The organism is Nocardioides sp. N13(2025) (assembly GCF_051912545.1).
Taxonomy (GTDB): Bacteria; Actinomycetota; Actinomycetes; order Propionibacteriales; family Nocardioidaceae; genus Nocardioides.
This window is the reverse complement of record NZ_CP196809.1, coordinates 3,253,201-3,268,844: the sequence shown is the minus strand read 5'-3', so window position 1 is coordinate 3,268,844 and position 15,644 is coordinate 3,253,201. Positions and strand designations below refer to the sequence as shown.

Below are 15,644 nucleotides of genomic sequence, written 5' to 3'. Positions count from 1 at the left end.
GGCCGGGCAGGGATAAGGCACGTGCCCGATGTCCGGCCCTACCTCATGGACGGAATCTCTACTCACGGTCCAGGAAGGGCCGTGGAGCAGAGGAGAAGGACATGTTCGCCACCGACAGCTTCCTGAGTGCCGAGATCGCCTACCGACAGGACAGGATCCGGAAGGACTACGGCGCGCGTCGCTGGACCCGCGTCCGGCCCGACACCACCCAGAAGTGACCCGCACCGCGATCGCCCCGCGCGTGTCGGCGGAGCACGACACAATGTCGTCCGTGCCGGCGCTGCGGACCACCGATCTCATCGGACGCGATGCCGAGCTGGAGGAGCTCACCTCCCAGCTCGGCATCCGCGCGTCCGGGGGCGACCCGACCGTGCGCGCGATGCTCGTCGCCGGCGACGCGGGCGTGGGCAAGACCCGCCTGCTGATGTCGCTGCGCGACGCCGCCATCGACGCCGACTGGCACGTCCTGGCCGGCCACTGCCTCGACCTCGCCGACAGCTCGCTGCCCTACCTCCCCTTCTCCGAGATCCTCGGCCGCGTGATGGCCGACCTGCCCGACGTCGCCGAGCGCGTGCTCGAGCAGCACCCCACGCTCGCCCGCCTCCAGCCGGGGCGGCGCATCCGCAGCAGCGAGACCGCGTCGGGCGACCAGGCCCTCGACCGCGGCAACGTCTACGACGCGTTCGGCGACCTCCTCTCCGCCGTCGCCGCGCAGGCGCTGCTCCTTGTGATCGTCGAGGACGCCCACTGGGCCGACGAGTCGACCCGCGACATGCTCAGCTTCCTCTTCTCCCGTCCCGTCCCCGGGGTCGCGCTGGTCGTCTCCTACCGCGCCGACGACCTCCACCGGCGCCACCCGTTGCGCCGGCAGGTGGCCGAGTGGATGCGGCTTCGCGGGGTCGACCGGCTCCAGCTCGAGCCGCTCGCCGACGACGACGTACGCCGCCTCGTCCGTGCGCTGCACCCGGCGACCATGTCCGAGGCCGAGTACGTCTCCATCGTCGACCGCGCCGAGGGCAACCCCTTCTTCATCGAGGAGCTCGTCGGCGCCGCGTGGTCCGGGCAGGTGCCCGGTGAGCTCGCCGACGTGCTGCTGGTCCACCTCGACCGGCTCGACGAGACGGCGCGCCAGGTCGCCCGGGTGGTCTCCGTCGCCGGGCGCCAGGTGAGCCACGGGCTGCTGGCGGCGGTGTCCGACCTCGGCCCCACCGACCTCGAGGCCGCCCTGCGCACGGCGGTCGAGGCCAACGTCCTCGTCGCCTCCCGCGGCGGCACCTACGCCTTCCGCCACGCGCTCCTCGGAGAGGCGGTCTACGACGACCTGCTCCCGGGGGAGCGGGCGCGCCTGCACGCCGACTTCGTCTCCGCGCTGGGGGAGGGCCGGGCGGTGGGCACCGCCGCCGAGCTCGCCCAGCACGCCCGTCGTGCCGACGACCGGCCCGTCGCGATCCGCGCCTCCATCGAGGCCGGCGAGGAGGCGCTGGCGGTGGGCGGCCCCTCCGAGGCCGCGACCCACTTCCTCGACGCGCTCGAGCTCATCGACACCTCGCGCACGCCCGTCACCGACATCGACCCCCTCGCCCTCGTACGCCGCTGCGCGGAGGCGCTGATCGCCGCCGGCCGGGTCCCCAAGGCGGTCAAGGTGCTGCGCGCGCGGCTGGCCTCCCTGCCGGTCGACGTCCCCGACGCCGACCGCGGCCAGCTTCTCACCGCGCTCGCCTCCGCCCTGATGCTCACCGACACCACCGCGTCCCCGCGCGAGACCGCGGCCGAGGCGGTCGAGCTGCTGCGCGACGCTCCGCCCAAGCTGCTGGCCCGTGCGCTCTTCGTCCACGCCGAGACCCTGGGCAACTGGCGTGCCGACGAGGCCCGCGCCGCGGCGCTCGAGGCGCTCGACCTCGCCGAGCGCAACGACCTCACCAGCCTCGCCGTCGAGCTCCACACCACCCTCGCCGGCCTCGACCCCGCCGGCGGCGAGGACCCCGGGACGGGCTGGCGGGCCGCCGCCGAGCGGGCCCGGGCCGCCGGGCTCATCGAGCCGGAGCTGCGCGCCCTCTACTTCCTCGGCCGGCTCCACCACGACCGGGGCGACCTCGACGCGGCCGTGGAGGTCTACCGCGAGGTGATCGCGCGCAGCGAGGTCGGCGGGCTCATCTGGTCGCCCTACCCCGCGGAGGCGCGGCTCCTGCTGGCCGTCGCGCTGACCCACCTGGGCCGCCTCGACGAGGCCTGGAAGCTGCTCGACGTCACTGGGCAGGACCCGCCGATGGTCTACGAGTGGCTCTTCTTCGCCCACCAGATGCTCATCATCATCGGCATCCGCGGTGACACCCACACCCGGGCCCTCGAGCGGCTCCGCGACTACTGGGCCAGCGACGGCCTCACCGCGATCACGGCCGGCAGCGCCGAGGTGATGCGCGCGGCGGCCGCCGCCGATCCCCGGCGTGCGGTGGCGGTCTACGACGACGTGGTCGCCAGCGTCGTACCCCTCTGGCACGACTGGTTCCAGGCCCGGTTGCGGCTCGCCACCCTGGTGGTCGGGGCCTTCGCCAGCGCGGCTCCCCACCAGTCGGCCGACGAGCGCGAGGCCGCCCGCGCCGACGTCGACCGCATGATGTCCGACGGCGGCAAGGTCATCGACTTCTACTCTCGCTACGAAGCCAGCCGCGGCCCCGAGTACCGCATGTGGGTCGCCCGACGCTCCGCCGAGCACCTGCGGTGGCGCTGGCTCGCGCAGGTCGACGCACCCTCCAGCGACGAGCTCGTCGCGGCCTGGCGTGCCGCCGAGGAGGCCGCGGTGGCCTACGGCAGCGTGCCCGAGATCGCCCAGACCCGCGTGCGCCTGGCCGGCGTCCTCCGTGCGGCCGGTGACACGCAGGGAGCGCGGATCGCGGCCGACCAGGCCAGGGAGGTGGCCCATGCGATCGGCGCGCAGCCGCTCCTGGACGAGCTCACTGCGATCGGCTCCGCGCCGGCTCCCGCGACCGGGGCCGCGGTCACGACCCTCACCCCGCGCGAGGCCGAGATCCTCGCGCTCGTGGCCGAGGGCCGCAGCAACGGCGAGATCGGCAAGCAGCTCTTCATCAGCACCAAGACCGTCTCGGTCCATGTCTCCAACATCCTCGCCAAGCTCGACGCGGCCTCCCGCACGGAGGCGGCCGCGGTCGCGCGTCGCCGCGGCCTGCTGTGACCCGCGACCGGTCGACCGGCCGCGAGGCTGCTCGACCCCGTCGGTCAGACTTCACCCCATGCCTGACTTCCGGTGCTCGTTCGCCAGCGTCGAGGACGAGGAGCCGATCGTCGGCACTGCGCCGACGGACCCCGAGATCCTCCTGGTGGAGTGCCCCGGTCCGTGGGGACGTGAGGCCGTCACCGACAACCGGTTGCCCGAGGCGGTCCGCGACCACCTCGCCGGGCTGCCGCTGAAGGTCTTCCTGCTCCGGAGGTACGACGGCAGCGCCGGCCCCGGCACGAGGGTCTTCCTGGCTCGTGCCACCGAGGACGGCTACGACGTCCGCAGCACGGTGCTCGCCCGGCCCGAGGACCTCCTCGACCTGGACGTCGACCGCGACCTCGCCACCCTGCCGTCGTACGACGCACCGCTCTGGCTGGTCTGCACCAACGGCAAGCGCGACCGGTGCTGCGCCGAGCTGGGGCGGCCCATCGCTGGGCTGCTCAGCCAGGAGTGGCCGGACGGCACCTGGGAGACCACGCACCTCGGCGGCCACCGGTTCTCCGGCACCCTGCTCGCCCTGCCCAGCGGCCTCACCCTCGGCCGGCTCGACACCTCGAACGTGCTGGCCGCCTGCGAGGCGATCGAGCGGGGCGAGGTCCCGGTGGAGCTGGTCCGCGGACGCGCCGGGCGGCCGGGCGTCGAGCAGGTGCGCGAGCTGCACGTCCTCGGTGGCGGGGACCCCGCCGACGACATCGTCGCGACGCCCGGCCCGCCGCGCCGCCAGTCCTGTGGTGACGACAAGCTCAAGGCGACCACGCGCTACGTCGTAGGTCGCTGAGGCACCAACGATCCGGTGCCGGGCGGGTGAACCCATGAAAACCCCATGCCCCGCCCGGCGCCGGAGCTCAGCCCTTCACCGCCCCCGAGGTGCCCCCGCGGACGAGGTACTTCTGGAAGACGAAGAAGACGATCGCGACCGGGATGGTCATGAGCAACGCCGCCGCCATGGTGATCGGGTACTGCTGCCCCGACCCCAGCTGGCCGCTGGTGAGGGTGGCCACACCCTTGGTCAGCGTGAACAGGTCGGGGTCCTGGCTCGCCACGATGAAGTGCGGCAGCTCGTTCCACGAGCCCTGGAAGGACAGGATCGTGAGGGTGATGAGCGCCGGGCGTGCCATCGGGAGCACCACTGACCAGAACGTCCGGAAGGTGCCGGCGCCGTCGATGCGCGCCGCCTCCTCGACCGACTCCGGGATGGTCTCGAAGAACTGCTTCATGATGAAGACGCCGGCAGCGTCGACGAGGAGCGGCAGCACGAGCGCGGGGTAGGTGTTGTAGATCCCGAGGTAGTTGAGCACCAGGAACTTGGGGATCAGCAGCACCACGCCCGGCACGGCCATCACCGCCAGGATGGCGGTGAAGACCGCTCCTCGCCCGCGGAACCTGATGCGCGCGAGCGCGTAGCCGGCCAGCGAGCACAGGAACACCCGCCCGGCGGTCACCAGCAGCGTGACGACCACGGAGTTGAGCGCCCAGAGCGGGAAGTCGGTGTCGAAGAGCCGCTGGAACGCGCCGAGGGTGAACGGGTGGGCGAGGGGTGAGAGCGGGTTCGCGACGGCGTCGGAGTTGGTCTTGAACGACGTGGTGACCTGCACGAGGAACGGGTAGAGGTAGACGACGGAGAAGAAGACGAGCACGAGGTAGCCGAGGAACAGCCACGCGGCCGTCCGGTCGCGGACCATCGGCTTCGCCGGCGAGGTGGGGCCGGAGCCCTCGCGCGAACTGCTCGGGGTGCCGGTCGGGGTGCTGGTCCGGGTGCTCATGTCGCACCTCCGGCCGTGGCGCGGGCGCGCACCTTCCGCGTACGGCGCTCGTCACGCTTGAGCGCCAGCGCGTCCTTGTCGCGGAAGATCCAGCGCTGCATGCTCGCCATCGCGAAGATGATGATGAAGAGCACGAAGGCCATGGCGGCGGCGACGCCCCACTTCTGGTTCTCGAACGCGTAGACGTAGGACAGGTAGGCCGGGGTCAGTGTGGTCTTGCCCGGCCCGCCCTGGGTCATGACGTAGACCTGGTCGAAGACCTGCCACGTCCCGATGAGGCCGAGCGTGGTCACCAGCAGCATGGTCGGGCGCAGGTGGGGGAGCGTCACGTTGCGGAACACGCCCCACCGTCCGGCGCCGTCGATGCGGGCTGCCTCCTCGACCTCGGTGGGGAGGTCCTGGAGCGCTGCGAGGAACATCAGCATGAAGGTCCCGGCGGTCGTCCAGATGACGAGCATGATGATGACCGACAGGGCGACGCTCGGACCTGAGAGCCACTGCCACCAGGTCAGCCCCAGCGCGCCGCTGTCGGCGAGTGCGGCGGGCGGGTCGGAGGTGCTCCACAGGCCGAGGCCGTCGCCGACGAGGTGCAGCAGCCCGCGCGAGTCGTTGAACCAGGTCGGGCCGTCGATGCCGGCCCACTCGAGCATGGAGTTGACCACGCCTCCGCCGCTGAAGAGGAACAGGAAGACCAGGCTGATCGCGACCGAGCTGACGACCGAGGGGAAGTAGAAGGCCGTGCGGAAGAAGCCGACAGCCTTGAGCAGCCGCTGGTTGAGCACGAGGGCGAGGAACAGGGCGAACGCCGTTTGCAGGGGCACGACCAGCAGCACGTAGTAGAAGTTGTTGCGCAGCGAGGTCATGAAGTCCGACCGGGTCAGCCCACCCTGCTCGCCCACGAGCTCGCGGTAGTTGTCGGCGCCGACGAAGCCGATGCCGGGCGCGAACGGGCTGCCCCGGCCGTTCCAGTCCGTGAAGGACACCCACAGGGCCATCAGGACCGGGACGGCCAGGAAGAGCCCGAGCACCACGAGGGTCGGCGACACGAACAGCCACCCGGCGCGTGCCTGGCCCTGTCGGAGGCCGCCGGAGTGGCTCATTGCAGCTCCGCCTCGGCGTTCTTCTGGAAGGACGCGAGGATGTCGTTCACGTCCGCGGTCTTGAGCTGCTCGAGCTGGGAGTCGAGGTCGGCCACGACCGGCCCGAGGCCGGGCAGGTTGACCGGGCCCCGGCCGTAGTCGCCGCCGGCGATGAACGGGGCGTCCTCGGGGAACTGGTCGACGTAGTCGGCCTGCGCGGACTCCCGGCTCGGCATGACGCCGAAGGCCTTCGCGTTGGCCAGCTGCTGCTCAGGCGTGGTCAGCGCCTCGACGAGGTCGACAGCCACGTCCTGGTCGGAGGAGTCGGCGGCGATGCCCCAGCACTGGGTGAACAGGAGCGTGCCCTTGCCGGCAGGCCCCTCGGGGAGCTCGGCCACGGTGTAGTCGACGTCGGGGTAGTCGTTGCTCATGGCGCCGCGGATCCAGTTGCCCTCGATCGTCATGGCGGCCTTCTCGGTGCCGAAGCCCTCGCCACCCCAGCCGGCGTCGACGTCGGGAGCGAGCACTGCGGAGCCGTCCTTCAGCATCCCCTGCACGAACTCGAGCGCCTCGACGTTGGAGGGCTCGGTCGCGGTGGCCTCGCCGGCCTCGCCATCGACCCAGAAGCCACCGTTCTGCACCAGGAAGGCGCCGACCCGGTCGCGGCCGATGCCGAGCACCAGGCCGGCCTGGTCGGGGGTGGTCAGCTTCTTCGCGACCGCGGCCAGGTCCTCCCAGGTCTTCGGGATGTCGGCGTCGGTCAGGCCCGCCTTCTTCCACGCTGCGGTGTTGATCTCCAGCGCCAGCGTGGAGAAGTCCTTGGGCGCGCAGTAGGCCTGGTCGTCGAGGGTGAAGGAGTCGACCAGGTTGGGGTAGAAGTCGTCGGCGTCGGTCATCTGGTCCATGTAGGGGTAGAGGTTGCCGGCCTCCGCGTAGTCGCCGAACACCCCCGCGTCGACGTAGAAGACGTCGGGCGGGTTGCCGCCGGCGAAGCCCTGGGACAGCTGCTGGGCGATGTCGTTGGCGACGACCACCTCGACCTCGTTGCCGCTCTCCTCGGCCCAGGCCGCAGTGGCGTCCTCGACCGCCTTGGTCTCGGCGTCGCCGCTGGAGGCGATGAGCACCTGGAGGGTGGCGGGGCCGTCACCGGACGAGGCGGGCTCGTCGGACCCGTCCTCCTCGAAACCGCCACCACCACAGGCGGTCAGCGCGAGCGAGGTGCTGATGGCCAGGGCGGCGAGGGACGACTGACGGCGTCGGGACGTGGGGAACATGGTGACTCCTCGTGTTGCGGGACGTGGTCGGGATCAGCGGGGGACGTGGAGCACGGGCGGGACCAGCAGGCCCTGCGCCGGGCGGAGGGGCTTCTCGAAGCGACGGGTGAGCAGGTCGATGCACAGGTGGGCGACCTGGTCGATGGGCTGTGCCACGCTGGCCAGGCCGAGGGCGGCGGCGACGGGGGTGGCGTCGAAGCCGACCACGGTGACCTGGTCGCCGGAGCTGGCGACCGCAGCGCGGTGGGCGCCGAGCGCCAGGGTGTCGCTCGCGCACACGATCGAGTCGGGGGCGTCGCGCCCGGCGAGCAGCCGGGCCACGGCGGACTCGGCCGCGGCCGCGTCGTTGGTGCTGCGCACCTCGACCGGAGCTCCGCCGAGACCGGCCGACGCGAGGGCCTCCCGCCAGCCGCGCCGGCGCTCGGTCCCGGTGCTGGGCTGCTCGCCGTCATCGGGCCAGCCGAGGTAGGCGATCCGACGGCGTCCGAGGTCCAGCAGGTGGCTGACGGCCAGGCCGGTGCCGATGGCGCCGTCGACGTCGACCCAGTCGTGCGGCTCGTCGTGTCCCCACGGCCGACCGAAGGCGCAGAAGGTGGTGCCCCGCTCGCGGAGGTGGGCGGGTCGCTCGTCGTCGGCGCTCGTGGCAGTCAGCACCACGGCGTCGGCCGCGCCGGTGTGGACGAGCTCGTCGATGGTCGCGATCTCGGCGGCCTCGTCCTCGGGCTGGGCGTAGAGGAGCACCCGCAGGCCGTTGTCCTGCCCCGCCTCCGCGAGACCGTGGTAGAACGCGTCGAGGACGAGGCCCGAGATCCCGTCCTGCTGACGCTCTGCTCGTACGGCGATGGCATGGGCGCGGCGGGTGGCGAGCTGCCGCGCGGGCAGCGAGGGGCGGTAGCCGGTCTCCGCGATCGCGGCGAGCACCCGCTCCCGGGTCGGCGCCGCAACGCGGTCGGGGTGGCGCAGCACGTTGGAGACCGTCTGTCGGGAGACCCCCGCGTGGGCGGCGACGGAGTCGAGCGTGGCGGGTCCGCTCGCCGTCATCTCGACCTCCTCGGGCCCCGGTCCGGATCCCTTGAGACGTGGGTAGCGGTGTGCCAGCCCGGCCACTAGGGTGTTTGAGCGCTCAAATGTTTGAGCGCTCAAACCGTAACGCACGTCACACTCGTTGTGAACCCCTCCGACTCCGACGCCGATCAGAAGGGTCAGCAGATGGACCTCCAGATGGACCTCGACGCAGCGCCCGAGGCCCCGCAGCAGCCCTGGCTCCACGACCTGGCACTGACCTTGGCGGCGCCGACACAGGTGTGGTCGGCCGCCGACGGACAGGTCCGCGCGGGCGGCTTGGCAGGTGTCCACCACGCCGACCGGCGGGTGCTGTGCCTGCTGCTCGCCGAGATCGACGGGCGCGAGCCCACCCCCGTGGCCGCGCACTCCCTGACCGGCGACACCCACACCTTCGTCTCCGTGCCCCGCCACCTCGGGGACCCGGGGCCGGACCCGACGGTGCGGCTGGTGCGCAGGCGCGACGTCGAGCCCGGCCTGGTGCGCGAGAGCTACGTGGTCTCCAGTACCGCCGCCGAGCCGGTGGCGTGCACGATAGGCCTGCGGGTGGCGGCCGACCTCGCGCCGATGGACGGCGTGAAGTCCGGGGCCTCGTACGACACGGTGCCGGCCGAGGGCGTGGGTGGGTCGGTCCTGTCGTGGGAGCGCGACTCCCTGCGGGCCGTGCTGCGCGTGCCCGGAGCGCACACCCGGGACGAGGGTGACCACGTGCTCGCCATCTGGCACGTCGTCGTGCCCCCCGGTGAGCAGGTCACCCACGAGCTCTTGCTGACCCTCGACGCAGCCGGGGCCGTGGTCTCCGCACCGCGTCGGGAGGTGGGGTGGTCCGCCGTCTCCGTCGACAGCGCCGACCGGCGGCTCGGCCCGGTCCTGCACCGCAGCCTCGACGACCTGCGGCTGCTGAGGCTGGCGGCGCCGGGCGCGGGCGGAGTGGACGAGGAGTTCGTCGGTGCGGGGGCGCCATGGTTCCTCACCCTGTTCGGCCGCGACAGCCTGTGGACGGCTCGCATGCTGCTCCCGGTCACCACCGACCTCGCCATGTCGACGCTCCGGCTGCTGGCCCACCACCAAGGTGCCCGTACCGACGACGTGACGGCGGAGGAGCCCGGCAAGATCCTGCACGAGGTCCGCTCGAGCGGCTTCAGCCTCGGCGAGGACGACGGCGCCGACCGTCATCTCCCGCCGGTCTACTACGGCACCATCGACGCCACCCCGCTCTGGGCGCTGACCCTGCACGACGCCTGGAGGTGGGGCGCGCCGGACGAGGAGGTCGAGGTGCTGCTGCCGGCGCTGGAGCGCGCCCTCGCGTGGCAGGCCGAGCACGGCGACGCCGACGGCGACGGCCTGCTGGAGTACGTCGACCGGTCCGGCCACGGTCTGTCCAACCAGGGCTGGAAGGACTCCGGCGACGCCGTCCGGCGCAGTGACGGGTCGCGTGCCACCTCGCCCCTGGCACTCGCCGAGGTGCAGGGCTATGCGTACGCCGCGGCGGTCCGGGGTGCCGACATGCTCGAGACCTTCGGTCGCCCGGGTGCCGACAGGTGGCGCGAGTGGGCGGCCGGCCTGCGCGAGGAGTTCGGCAAGCGGTTCTGGGCCGAGGACGCCGTGGGCCCCTTCCCGGCCATCGCGCTCGACCGTGACAAGCGCCCCGTCGTCTCGCTGACCAGCAACATCGGGCACCTGCTCGGCACCGGCATCCTCGACCCCGACGGGGTCGACGTCGTCTCGCGACGGCTGGTGGGCCACGACATGTTGTCGGGCTTCGGGATCCGAACCCTGTCGACCCAGGCCGCGGGCTACTCGCCGACCGGCTACCACGTCGGCTCGGTCTGGCCGCACGACACTGCCATCTGCCTCGCCGGCCTGGCGGCCGAGGGCCGGCCCGAGACCGCACCCGTGGCGGAGGCGCTGCTCGCGGCCCTGACCGCGTTCGACGGCCGCCCGCCGGAGCTGTTCGCCGGAGACGCCCGCTCCGCCCAGCCGGTGCCGCTTCCCTATCCCGCTGCCTGCCGCCCGCAGGCCTGGTCGGCCGCGTCGTCCGTCTCCTTGGTGAGCTCCCTCCTGGGCCTGCGCCCCGACGGTTCGGGCGGCCTGCTGGCCGCCCCCGTGCGGCCGTGGTCCTTCGGGGAGACCCGCATCAGCGGCCTGGGCACCCACGGGCGTCGCGTCGACGTCGAGGTCTCCGTCGACGGCGTGGGCACGGTCCGCGCCTGACCTCGTCCTGAAGGGTGTGGGACGGTGGATGAGGGAGCACCAGAATCGCACTACCACCGGGACGGACCGTCCGTCGCGGCACGAAGTAGGAGGATCCATGACGACGACTCCTGACGGCCCCCTCGGCGACGACGAGATGACCACCGAGGGCACCGACCCGACCGGTGTCGCGGCCGGCCCCGGCACGGACGCCGACGGCACCGACGCCGACGGCAGCGACGGCGACTCGACCGATGCCACGGACGGCGACTCGACCGACTCCGACTCGACGGACGCCGACGGCACCGACGGCGACTCGACCGACGCCGACGGCACCGACGGGACCGCGCTCTGAGCGCACTCGACCGCCTGACCGGTGACGCCCAGACCTTCCTCGACAAGGTCTGGGCGTCCGCGGTCCACGTCCACCGCACAGACCCCGGCCTGGGGGCGAGCGTCCTCTCCCTGGCCGACGTCGACCACCTGCTGACCGAGACCGCCATCCGGGCCCCCGCGGTCCGCGTCGCCCGCAACGGCTCGGTGCTCCCCGAGTCGGCCTTCACCCGCGGCGGCAGCCTGGCCGGCAAGCCGCTGACCGGCCTCGTCGACGCGGTGAAGCTGATGCGCCTGCACGACGAGGGCGCCACGATCGTGCTCCAGGGGCTCCAGCGCTACTGGCCCGCCGTCTCCGAGCTCGTCGCCGGCCTCGAGCTCGAGCTCGGCCACCCCTGCCAGGCCAACGCCTACCTGACGCCGCCCGGTGCCCAGGGATTCGCGGTCCACTCCGACTCCCACGACGTCTTCGTGCTGCAGACCCACGGCACCAAGCTCTGGGAGATCCACGGCGAGGGCGGGCCCGGTGAGCTCCTCCTCGAGCCCGGGGTCGTGGCCTACCTCCCGACCGGCACGCCGCACGCGGCCCGCGCCCAGGAGGCCGTGTCGCTGCACCTCACGATCGGGATCAACCAGCTGACCTGGCGCGACCTGGTCTCCACGTTGGTGCGCGAGGTGCTCGACGAGGTGCCCGACGACCACCTCCCCGCGGGCTACCTCGACGACCCCGCCCGGCTGTCCGAGGGCCTCGCCGGGCGGCTGGACGCGGTCGCCGACGCCGTACGCCGTCTCGACGCCCCCGCCGCTGCCCGCGCGCAGGTCGAGCGCTTCCTCAGCCAGCGGCCGCCCCGGATGTCCGGTGCGCTGCTCGACCGCGAGGCGCTCACCCGCGGGCTCGTCGGCGACACCCGGCTGCGGCGCCGCGCGGGGCATCCGTGCGAGCTGGTCGACGGCGACGGCGACACCGTGCGCGTGCTGCTGGGTGACCGGGTGCTGCGCGTGCCGTCCCGCATCCGCCCGGCCCTGGAGCACGTCGCCTCGCACGTCGAGCTCACGCCCGACGACCTGCCCTCGCTCGACCCCGGGAGTGCGCTGGTGCTCTGCCGGCGACTGGTGCGTGAAGGGCTGCTCGAGGTCGTCCGGTGACGGACTTCCGTTGCGCTGCCGCCAGCCGCGAGCGCGGTGACGCCCTCGCCGGGACGGCCTCCACGGTGCGCAGCTACCTGCTGCTCGAGCACGCCGGGCCGTGGGGCGTCGACGTCCTGCGCGACGCCCGGCTCCCCGACGGACTGGGCGCGCACCTGCGCGAGCTGTCGGGGCGGCACCGGGTCCGGGTGTTGCTGGTCCGGCGGTCCGGTCGTGGCGCGGGCGACGCCGGGGTCCGCGCCTTCGCGTGCCGGGCCGCAGGCCCCGACTCGTGGACCGAGACGACGGTGCTGGAGGGGCTGGAGGACGCGCGTGACCTCGACCTCGGCGCACTGGGTGCCGGCCGCTCGCTCGGCCTCGAGCCCCACGACGCCCCGCTGCTCGCGGTCTGCACGCACGGCCGCCACGACGCGTGCTGCGCCGAGCTCGGCCGGCCCGTGGCGCTCGCCCTGGCCGGCGGTCCGCACGCCGAGGGCGTCTGGGAGACCTCGCACGTCGGCGGCGACCGCTTCGCCGGCAACCTGGTGGTGCTGCCGCGCGGCCTCTACTACGGCGGGCTCGACCAGGAGTCGGCCCTGGCGGTGGCCGACGCGACCGCTGCCGGTGAGGTGCTCCTCGACCACTTCCGCGGCCGTTCCGACCTCCCCATGGGAGCCCAGGCCGCCGACGTGGCGATCCGCCGCGAGCTCGACCTGACCGGCCTCGACGACGTCCTCGCCCGCTCCGTGCGGGTCGAGGGCGACGTGACCACCGCCCGGTTCGACGTCGCCGGGCACGGCGCCCGCGAGGTCGTCGTACGCCGCGTGCCGGGCGAGACGACGCACCGGCTCACCTGCTCGGCCCGCCGGGACGACCCGGTCCCGCGTCACGAGGTGGTCGAGGTCCGCGACGCCTCCTGAGAACTCGCGAGCGGCGGAGCCGCCCGGGTGGGAGACTGGGCGCTCGTGACCTGGACCGACCGGATCCGCGCGATGCGGATGGACGTCTCGCCGTTGCGCGACTCCCGCGACTTCCGCCTGCTCTTCGCCGCGGGCAGCGTGTTCTACCTCGGCAGCATGGTCGCCTACGTCGCGGTGCCGTTCGCGATCTACGACCTCACGGGCTCCAACTTCCTCGTGGGCCTGGTGGGCCTGGTCGAGCTCGGCCCGCTCGTGGTCTTCGGCCTCTACGGCGGCGCGCTGGCAGACCACGTCGACCGGCGCCGGCTGCTGGTCACAACGGGCCTGGCCCAGGTGGTGCTGATGGCGGCCTTCGCGTGGAACGCCTTCTCCGCGCAGCCGCGGGTGTGGGTGATCTTCGTGGTCGCTGGCCTCTACGCCGCCACCAGCTCGATGCAGCGCCCCTCCCGGGAGGCCCTCGAGCCGCGCACCGTCCGGCACGACCAGATCGCCGCGGCCAACGCGCTGAGCAGCTTCGCGATGCAGTTCGGCGTGCTCCTCGGCCCGCTGGTCGGCGGCCTGCTCGTCGCCTACGTCGGCGTCGGCTGGTGCTTCCTCGTGGGGATGGCCGGCTACGCCGTCGCCAGCGCCCTGTACGCCGCCATGCGGCCCTACCCGCACGACGGCGAGACCACGCCCCCCAGCCTGCGCGGCATCCACGAGGGCTTGACCTACGCGTTGCGGCGCCGCGACCTGCTCGGCACCTACGTCGTCGACATCGCGGCGATGATGCTGGCGATCCCGGTGGTGCTGTTCCCCGCCCTCGCCCACGAGGTCTTCGCACGTCCCGAGCTGCTCGGCGTGCTCTACTCCGCCGAGACCGTCGGCGCGCTCGTCGCCACCGCGCTGAGCGGCTGGGTCGGACGCGTCCACCACCACGGGCGGGCCATCGTCATCGCCGCCAGCCTCTACGGGGCGTGCATCGCGGTGGCCGGGCTGATGCCGTCCTTCTGGCTCGCCTGCCTCTTCCTGGCGTTGTCCGGCGCGGCCGACATGGTGTCCGCGGTCTTCCGCTCGACGGTGTGGAACCAGACCATCCCCGACACCATGCGCGGGCGCCTGGCCGGGATCGAGATGCTGTCCTACTCGGTGGGCCCGATGGTGGGGGAGACCCGCGCCGGCTTCGTCGCCGACGCGTGGTCGGTGCGGGGAGCGATCGTCAGTGGCGGTGCTGCCTGCGTGGGCGGCGTGCTGCTGACCGCGGCGGCGCTGCGGGACTTCTGGTCCTACGACGCGCGGAGCGACCCGTACGCCGTCGCGGAGCGCGAGCGCCGGGCCGCAACGGTCGAGGGCACGTCCTAGCCCAGGCGGTCCTCGACGTCCCGGAGGTGGCGCGCGGCCCGGATGGCCTGGGCCTGCTCGCGGTCAGCGGCAGCCTCGGCGTCACGCGCCTCGACGCGCGCCTCGGTGAGCTCGCGGTGGATGGTGGCGACCTTCGTCGCCTGGGCCTCGATCTCCTCGGGCGGGCGCTCCTCGAGCACCATCTCCTCGAGGTCGCCGAGGGCGCCCTGCTCGCGCCGCTTGAGCCCGTCGACCGTGCGCTGGGCGGCGTCGACGCTGTCGTGGGCCTCGACGGCCTCCAGCGCCTCCTCGGCGGCGTCGCGTCGGAGCTCGCCGAAGCTCACCTGGTAGGCGTGGGCCGCGACGAGCCCCGCCCCGTCCTGGTCGGGGTGGACGTCGGCGAAGTCGGCGAGCGCCCGGATGAGCTCGCGCGTGCCGGCCCGGCGCGCGTCACGCAGCTCGATCTTGGCCTCGAAGCACTCGCGGTAGGCCTTCCAAGCGCGCTCCCACGCGTCGACCTCCTTCTGCGGAGCGTCGCCGGCGATCGTCTCGACCGGGGGCCAGATGCGGTCGTCGCGGACCTCGAGCGCCTGCGAGGCGGCGAACCCACGGAGCTGCTCGAGTCCCTCGCGGTGGCGACGCAAAACGTCGGAGTAGGCGTTGATGGCCCGGCCGAGGCCGCGCAGGTTGTCGCGCACGAGCGCCGACTCCTCGTGGCGGCGCCCGGCCCGCGCACGCAACGCGTCGGCGGCCTCCCCGGCGAAGACCTCCTCGGACAGGGTCGCGGTGCGCTCGAAGCCGTCGGCGGCGAGCTCGACCTTGGCGGCCAGCCGGCGCACGGAGTCGCCGTAGGAGTCCACTGCATCGGGCTCGAGCCAGTGGTAGTGGCAGCCGATCGGGTCGCCGAGCTGGAGCCCGTCCTGCTGCACCTCGATCGGGTCGACCACGACCCTGGTCATCGCGGGTCCACCTGGTCCAGCCTGAGGGCCACCTGGGCCGCCTCGCCGACCATGAGGTCGAGCTCGTCGAAGTCGATGATCGAGTCGTCGATCGCCGCCGAGATGGCGCGGCACTTCCTGGTGATGCCCTCGGCGTCCTGCACCAGGCTGCGCACGCCCTCGACCACCAGGTCGCGCCAGGGGAAGTCGTCGGCCGGGTGGTCGACGTCACCGAGGGCCGACCGGAGGTCCTCGCGGGCGGAGTCCAGCTCTTCCCTGGCGGTCCGCAGCGCCCGCTGGTTGATCGCGATCGGCCTCATGGCGGTCTTGTGCCCCGGTGGACGTCCGTGAAACCAGAAGTCGTGAAGTTGTGAACTATCGCTCCGCCGCGGTCTGGACCGG

13 protein-coding genes are annotated in these 15,644 nt (G+C 73.1%); 7 read left to right on the top strand and 6 right to left on the bottom strand.

Translation table 11 applies throughout. The annotated features are described in order from the left end of the window. Positions 1–214: 214 nt before the first annotated feature. Both ACS3YM_RS15860 and ACS3YM_RS15855 read left to right on the top strand, forming a co-directional pair. Positions 215–3,190, top strand: a complete 2,976-nt coding sequence (locus tag ACS3YM_RS15860; RefSeq protein ID WP_439937396.1) for a helix-turn-helix transcriptional regulator — start codon at positions 215–217, stop codon at positions 3,188–3,190. 58 nt (positions 3,191–3,248) lie between these two features. Further along, positions 3,249–4,013 (top strand): sucrase ferredoxin, encoded by a 765-nt coding sequence (locus ACS3YM_RS15855; protein WP_439937395.1) that lies wholly within the window; start codon positions 3,249–3,251, stop codon positions 4,011–4,013. Positions 4,014–4,080: 67 nt separating this feature from the next. Here ACS3YM_RS15855 and ACS3YM_RS15850 read toward each other — a convergent pair whose 3' ends face one another. Genes ACS3YM_RS15850 through ACS3YM_RS15835 form a run of 4 tightly spaced genes read right to left on the bottom strand, consistent with a single transcriptional unit; the run spans position 4,081 to position 8,392 of the window. Continuing rightward, positions 4,081–4,998 (bottom strand): carbohydrate ABC transporter permease, encoded by a 918-nt coding sequence (locus ACS3YM_RS15850; protein WP_439937394.1) that lies wholly within the window; start codon positions 4,996–4,998, stop codon positions 4,081–4,083. After that, the gene (locus ACS3YM_RS15845; RefSeq protein WP_439937393.1) at positions 4,995–6,098 is read right to left on the bottom strand and encodes a carbohydrate ABC transporter permease; all 1,104 of its coding nucleotides are present in this window, start codon (positions 6,096–6,098) and stop codon (positions 4,995–4,997) included. The genes ACS3YM_RS15850 and ACS3YM_RS15845 overlap by 4 nt, the downstream gene beginning before the upstream one ends. Then, positions 6,095–7,351, bottom strand: coding sequence for a sugar ABC transporter substrate-binding protein (locus ACS3YM_RS15840; RefSeq protein ID WP_439937392.1), 1,257 nt, complete (start codon positions 7,349–7,351; stop codon positions 6,095–6,097). Before ACS3YM_RS15840 ends, ACS3YM_RS15845 begins: the two co-directional genes overlap by 4 nt. Before the next feature lie 33 nt (positions 7,352–7,384). Further along, entirely contained in the window at positions 7,385–8,392 is a 1,008-nt protein-coding gene (locus tag ACS3YM_RS15835) for a LacI family DNA-binding transcriptional regulator (RefSeq protein WP_439937391.1), read from the bottom strand. 168 nt (positions 8,393–8,560) lie between these two features. Here ACS3YM_RS15835 and ACS3YM_RS15830 point away from each other — a divergent pair, with 168 nt between their 5' ends. The 5 genes from ACS3YM_RS15830 (at position 8,561) to ACS3YM_RS15810 (ending at position 14,325) form a co-directional block, all read left to right on the top strand. Further along, complete coding sequence (locus ACS3YM_RS15830; protein WP_439937390.1) at positions 8,561–10,627, top strand: glycogen debranching N-terminal domain-containing protein; 2,067 nt, start codon at positions 8,561–8,563, stop codon at positions 10,625–10,627. A gap of 97 nt (positions 10,628–10,724) precedes the next feature. After that, positions 10,725–10,961 carry a hypothetical protein gene (locus tag ACS3YM_RS15825; protein ID WP_439937389.1) on the top strand — a complete coding sequence of 79 codons (237 nt, stop codon included), beginning with the start codon at positions 10,725–10,727 and terminating at the stop codon, positions 10,959–10,961. Between the two features lie 185 nt (positions 10,962–11,146). Further along, positions 11,147–12,085 carry a cupin domain-containing protein gene (locus ACS3YM_RS15820; RefSeq protein ID WP_439937388.1) on the top strand — a complete coding sequence of 313 codons (939 nt, stop codon included), beginning with the start codon at positions 11,147–11,149 and terminating at the stop codon, positions 12,083–12,085. Continuing rightward, a complete protein-coding gene (locus tag ACS3YM_RS15815) occupies positions 12,082–12,984 on the top strand; it encodes a sucrase ferredoxin (RefSeq protein WP_439937387.1) in 903 nt (300 codons plus the stop codon). Before ACS3YM_RS15820 ends, ACS3YM_RS15815 begins: the two co-directional genes overlap by 4 nt. Positions 12,985–13,029: 45 nt before the next feature. Continuing rightward, entirely contained in the window at positions 13,030–14,325 is a 1,296-nt protein-coding gene (locus ACS3YM_RS15810; RefSeq protein WP_439937386.1) for an MFS transporter, read from the top strand. Here the strand turns inward: ACS3YM_RS15810 and ACS3YM_RS15805 are convergent. Beyond that, entirely contained in the window at positions 14,322–15,263 is a 942-nt protein-coding gene (locus tag ACS3YM_RS15805; RefSeq protein ID WP_439937385.1) for a hypothetical protein, read from the bottom strand. The genes ACS3YM_RS15810 and ACS3YM_RS15805 overlap by 4 nt on opposite strands. Then, positions 15,260–15,562 (bottom strand): hypothetical protein, encoded by a 303-nt coding sequence (locus ACS3YM_RS15800; protein WP_439937384.1) that lies wholly within the window; start codon positions 15,560–15,562, stop codon positions 15,260–15,262. The genes ACS3YM_RS15805 and ACS3YM_RS15800 overlap by 4 nt, the downstream gene beginning before the upstream one ends. Between the last annotated feature and the right edge of the window lie 82 nt (positions 15,563–15,644).

Bases quoted from the DNA above. Each gene is read 5' to 3' on its own strand.
- ACS3YM_RS15855 (WP_439937395.1), top strand. From the start codon at position 3,249: ATGCCTGACTTCCGGTGCTCGTTCGCCAGCGTCGAGGACGAGGAGCCG.
- ACS3YM_RS15850 (WP_439937394.1), bottom strand. From the start codon at position 4,998: ATGAGCACCCGGACCAGCACCCCGACCGGCACCCCGAGCAGTTCGCGC.
- ACS3YM_RS15845 (WP_439937393.1), bottom strand. From the start codon at position 6,098: ATGAGCCACTCCGGCGGCCTCCGACAGGGCCAGGCACGCGCCGGGTGG.
- ACS3YM_RS15840 (WP_439937392.1), bottom strand. From the start codon at position 7,351: ATGTTCCCCACGTCCCGACGCCGTCAGTCGTCCCTCGCCGCCCTGGCC.
- ACS3YM_RS15835 (WP_439937391.1), bottom strand. From the start codon at position 8,392: ATGACGGCGAGCGGACCCGCCACGCTCGACTCCGTCGCCGCCCACGCG.
- ACS3YM_RS15830 (WP_439937390.1), top strand. From the start codon at position 8,561: ATGGACCTCCAGATGGACCTCGACGCAGCGCCCGAGGCCCCGCAGCAG.
- ACS3YM_RS15825 (WP_439937389.1), top strand. From the start codon at position 10,725: ATGACGACGACTCCTGACGGCCCCCTCGGCGACGACGAGATGACCACC.
- ACS3YM_RS15805 (WP_439937385.1), bottom strand. From the start codon at position 15,263: ATGACCAGGGTCGTGGTCGACCCGATCGAGGTGCAGCAGGACGGGCTC.
- ACS3YM_RS15800 (WP_439937384.1), bottom strand. From the start codon at position 15,562: ATGAGGCCGATCGCGATCAACCAGCGGGCGCTGCGGACCGCCAGGGAA.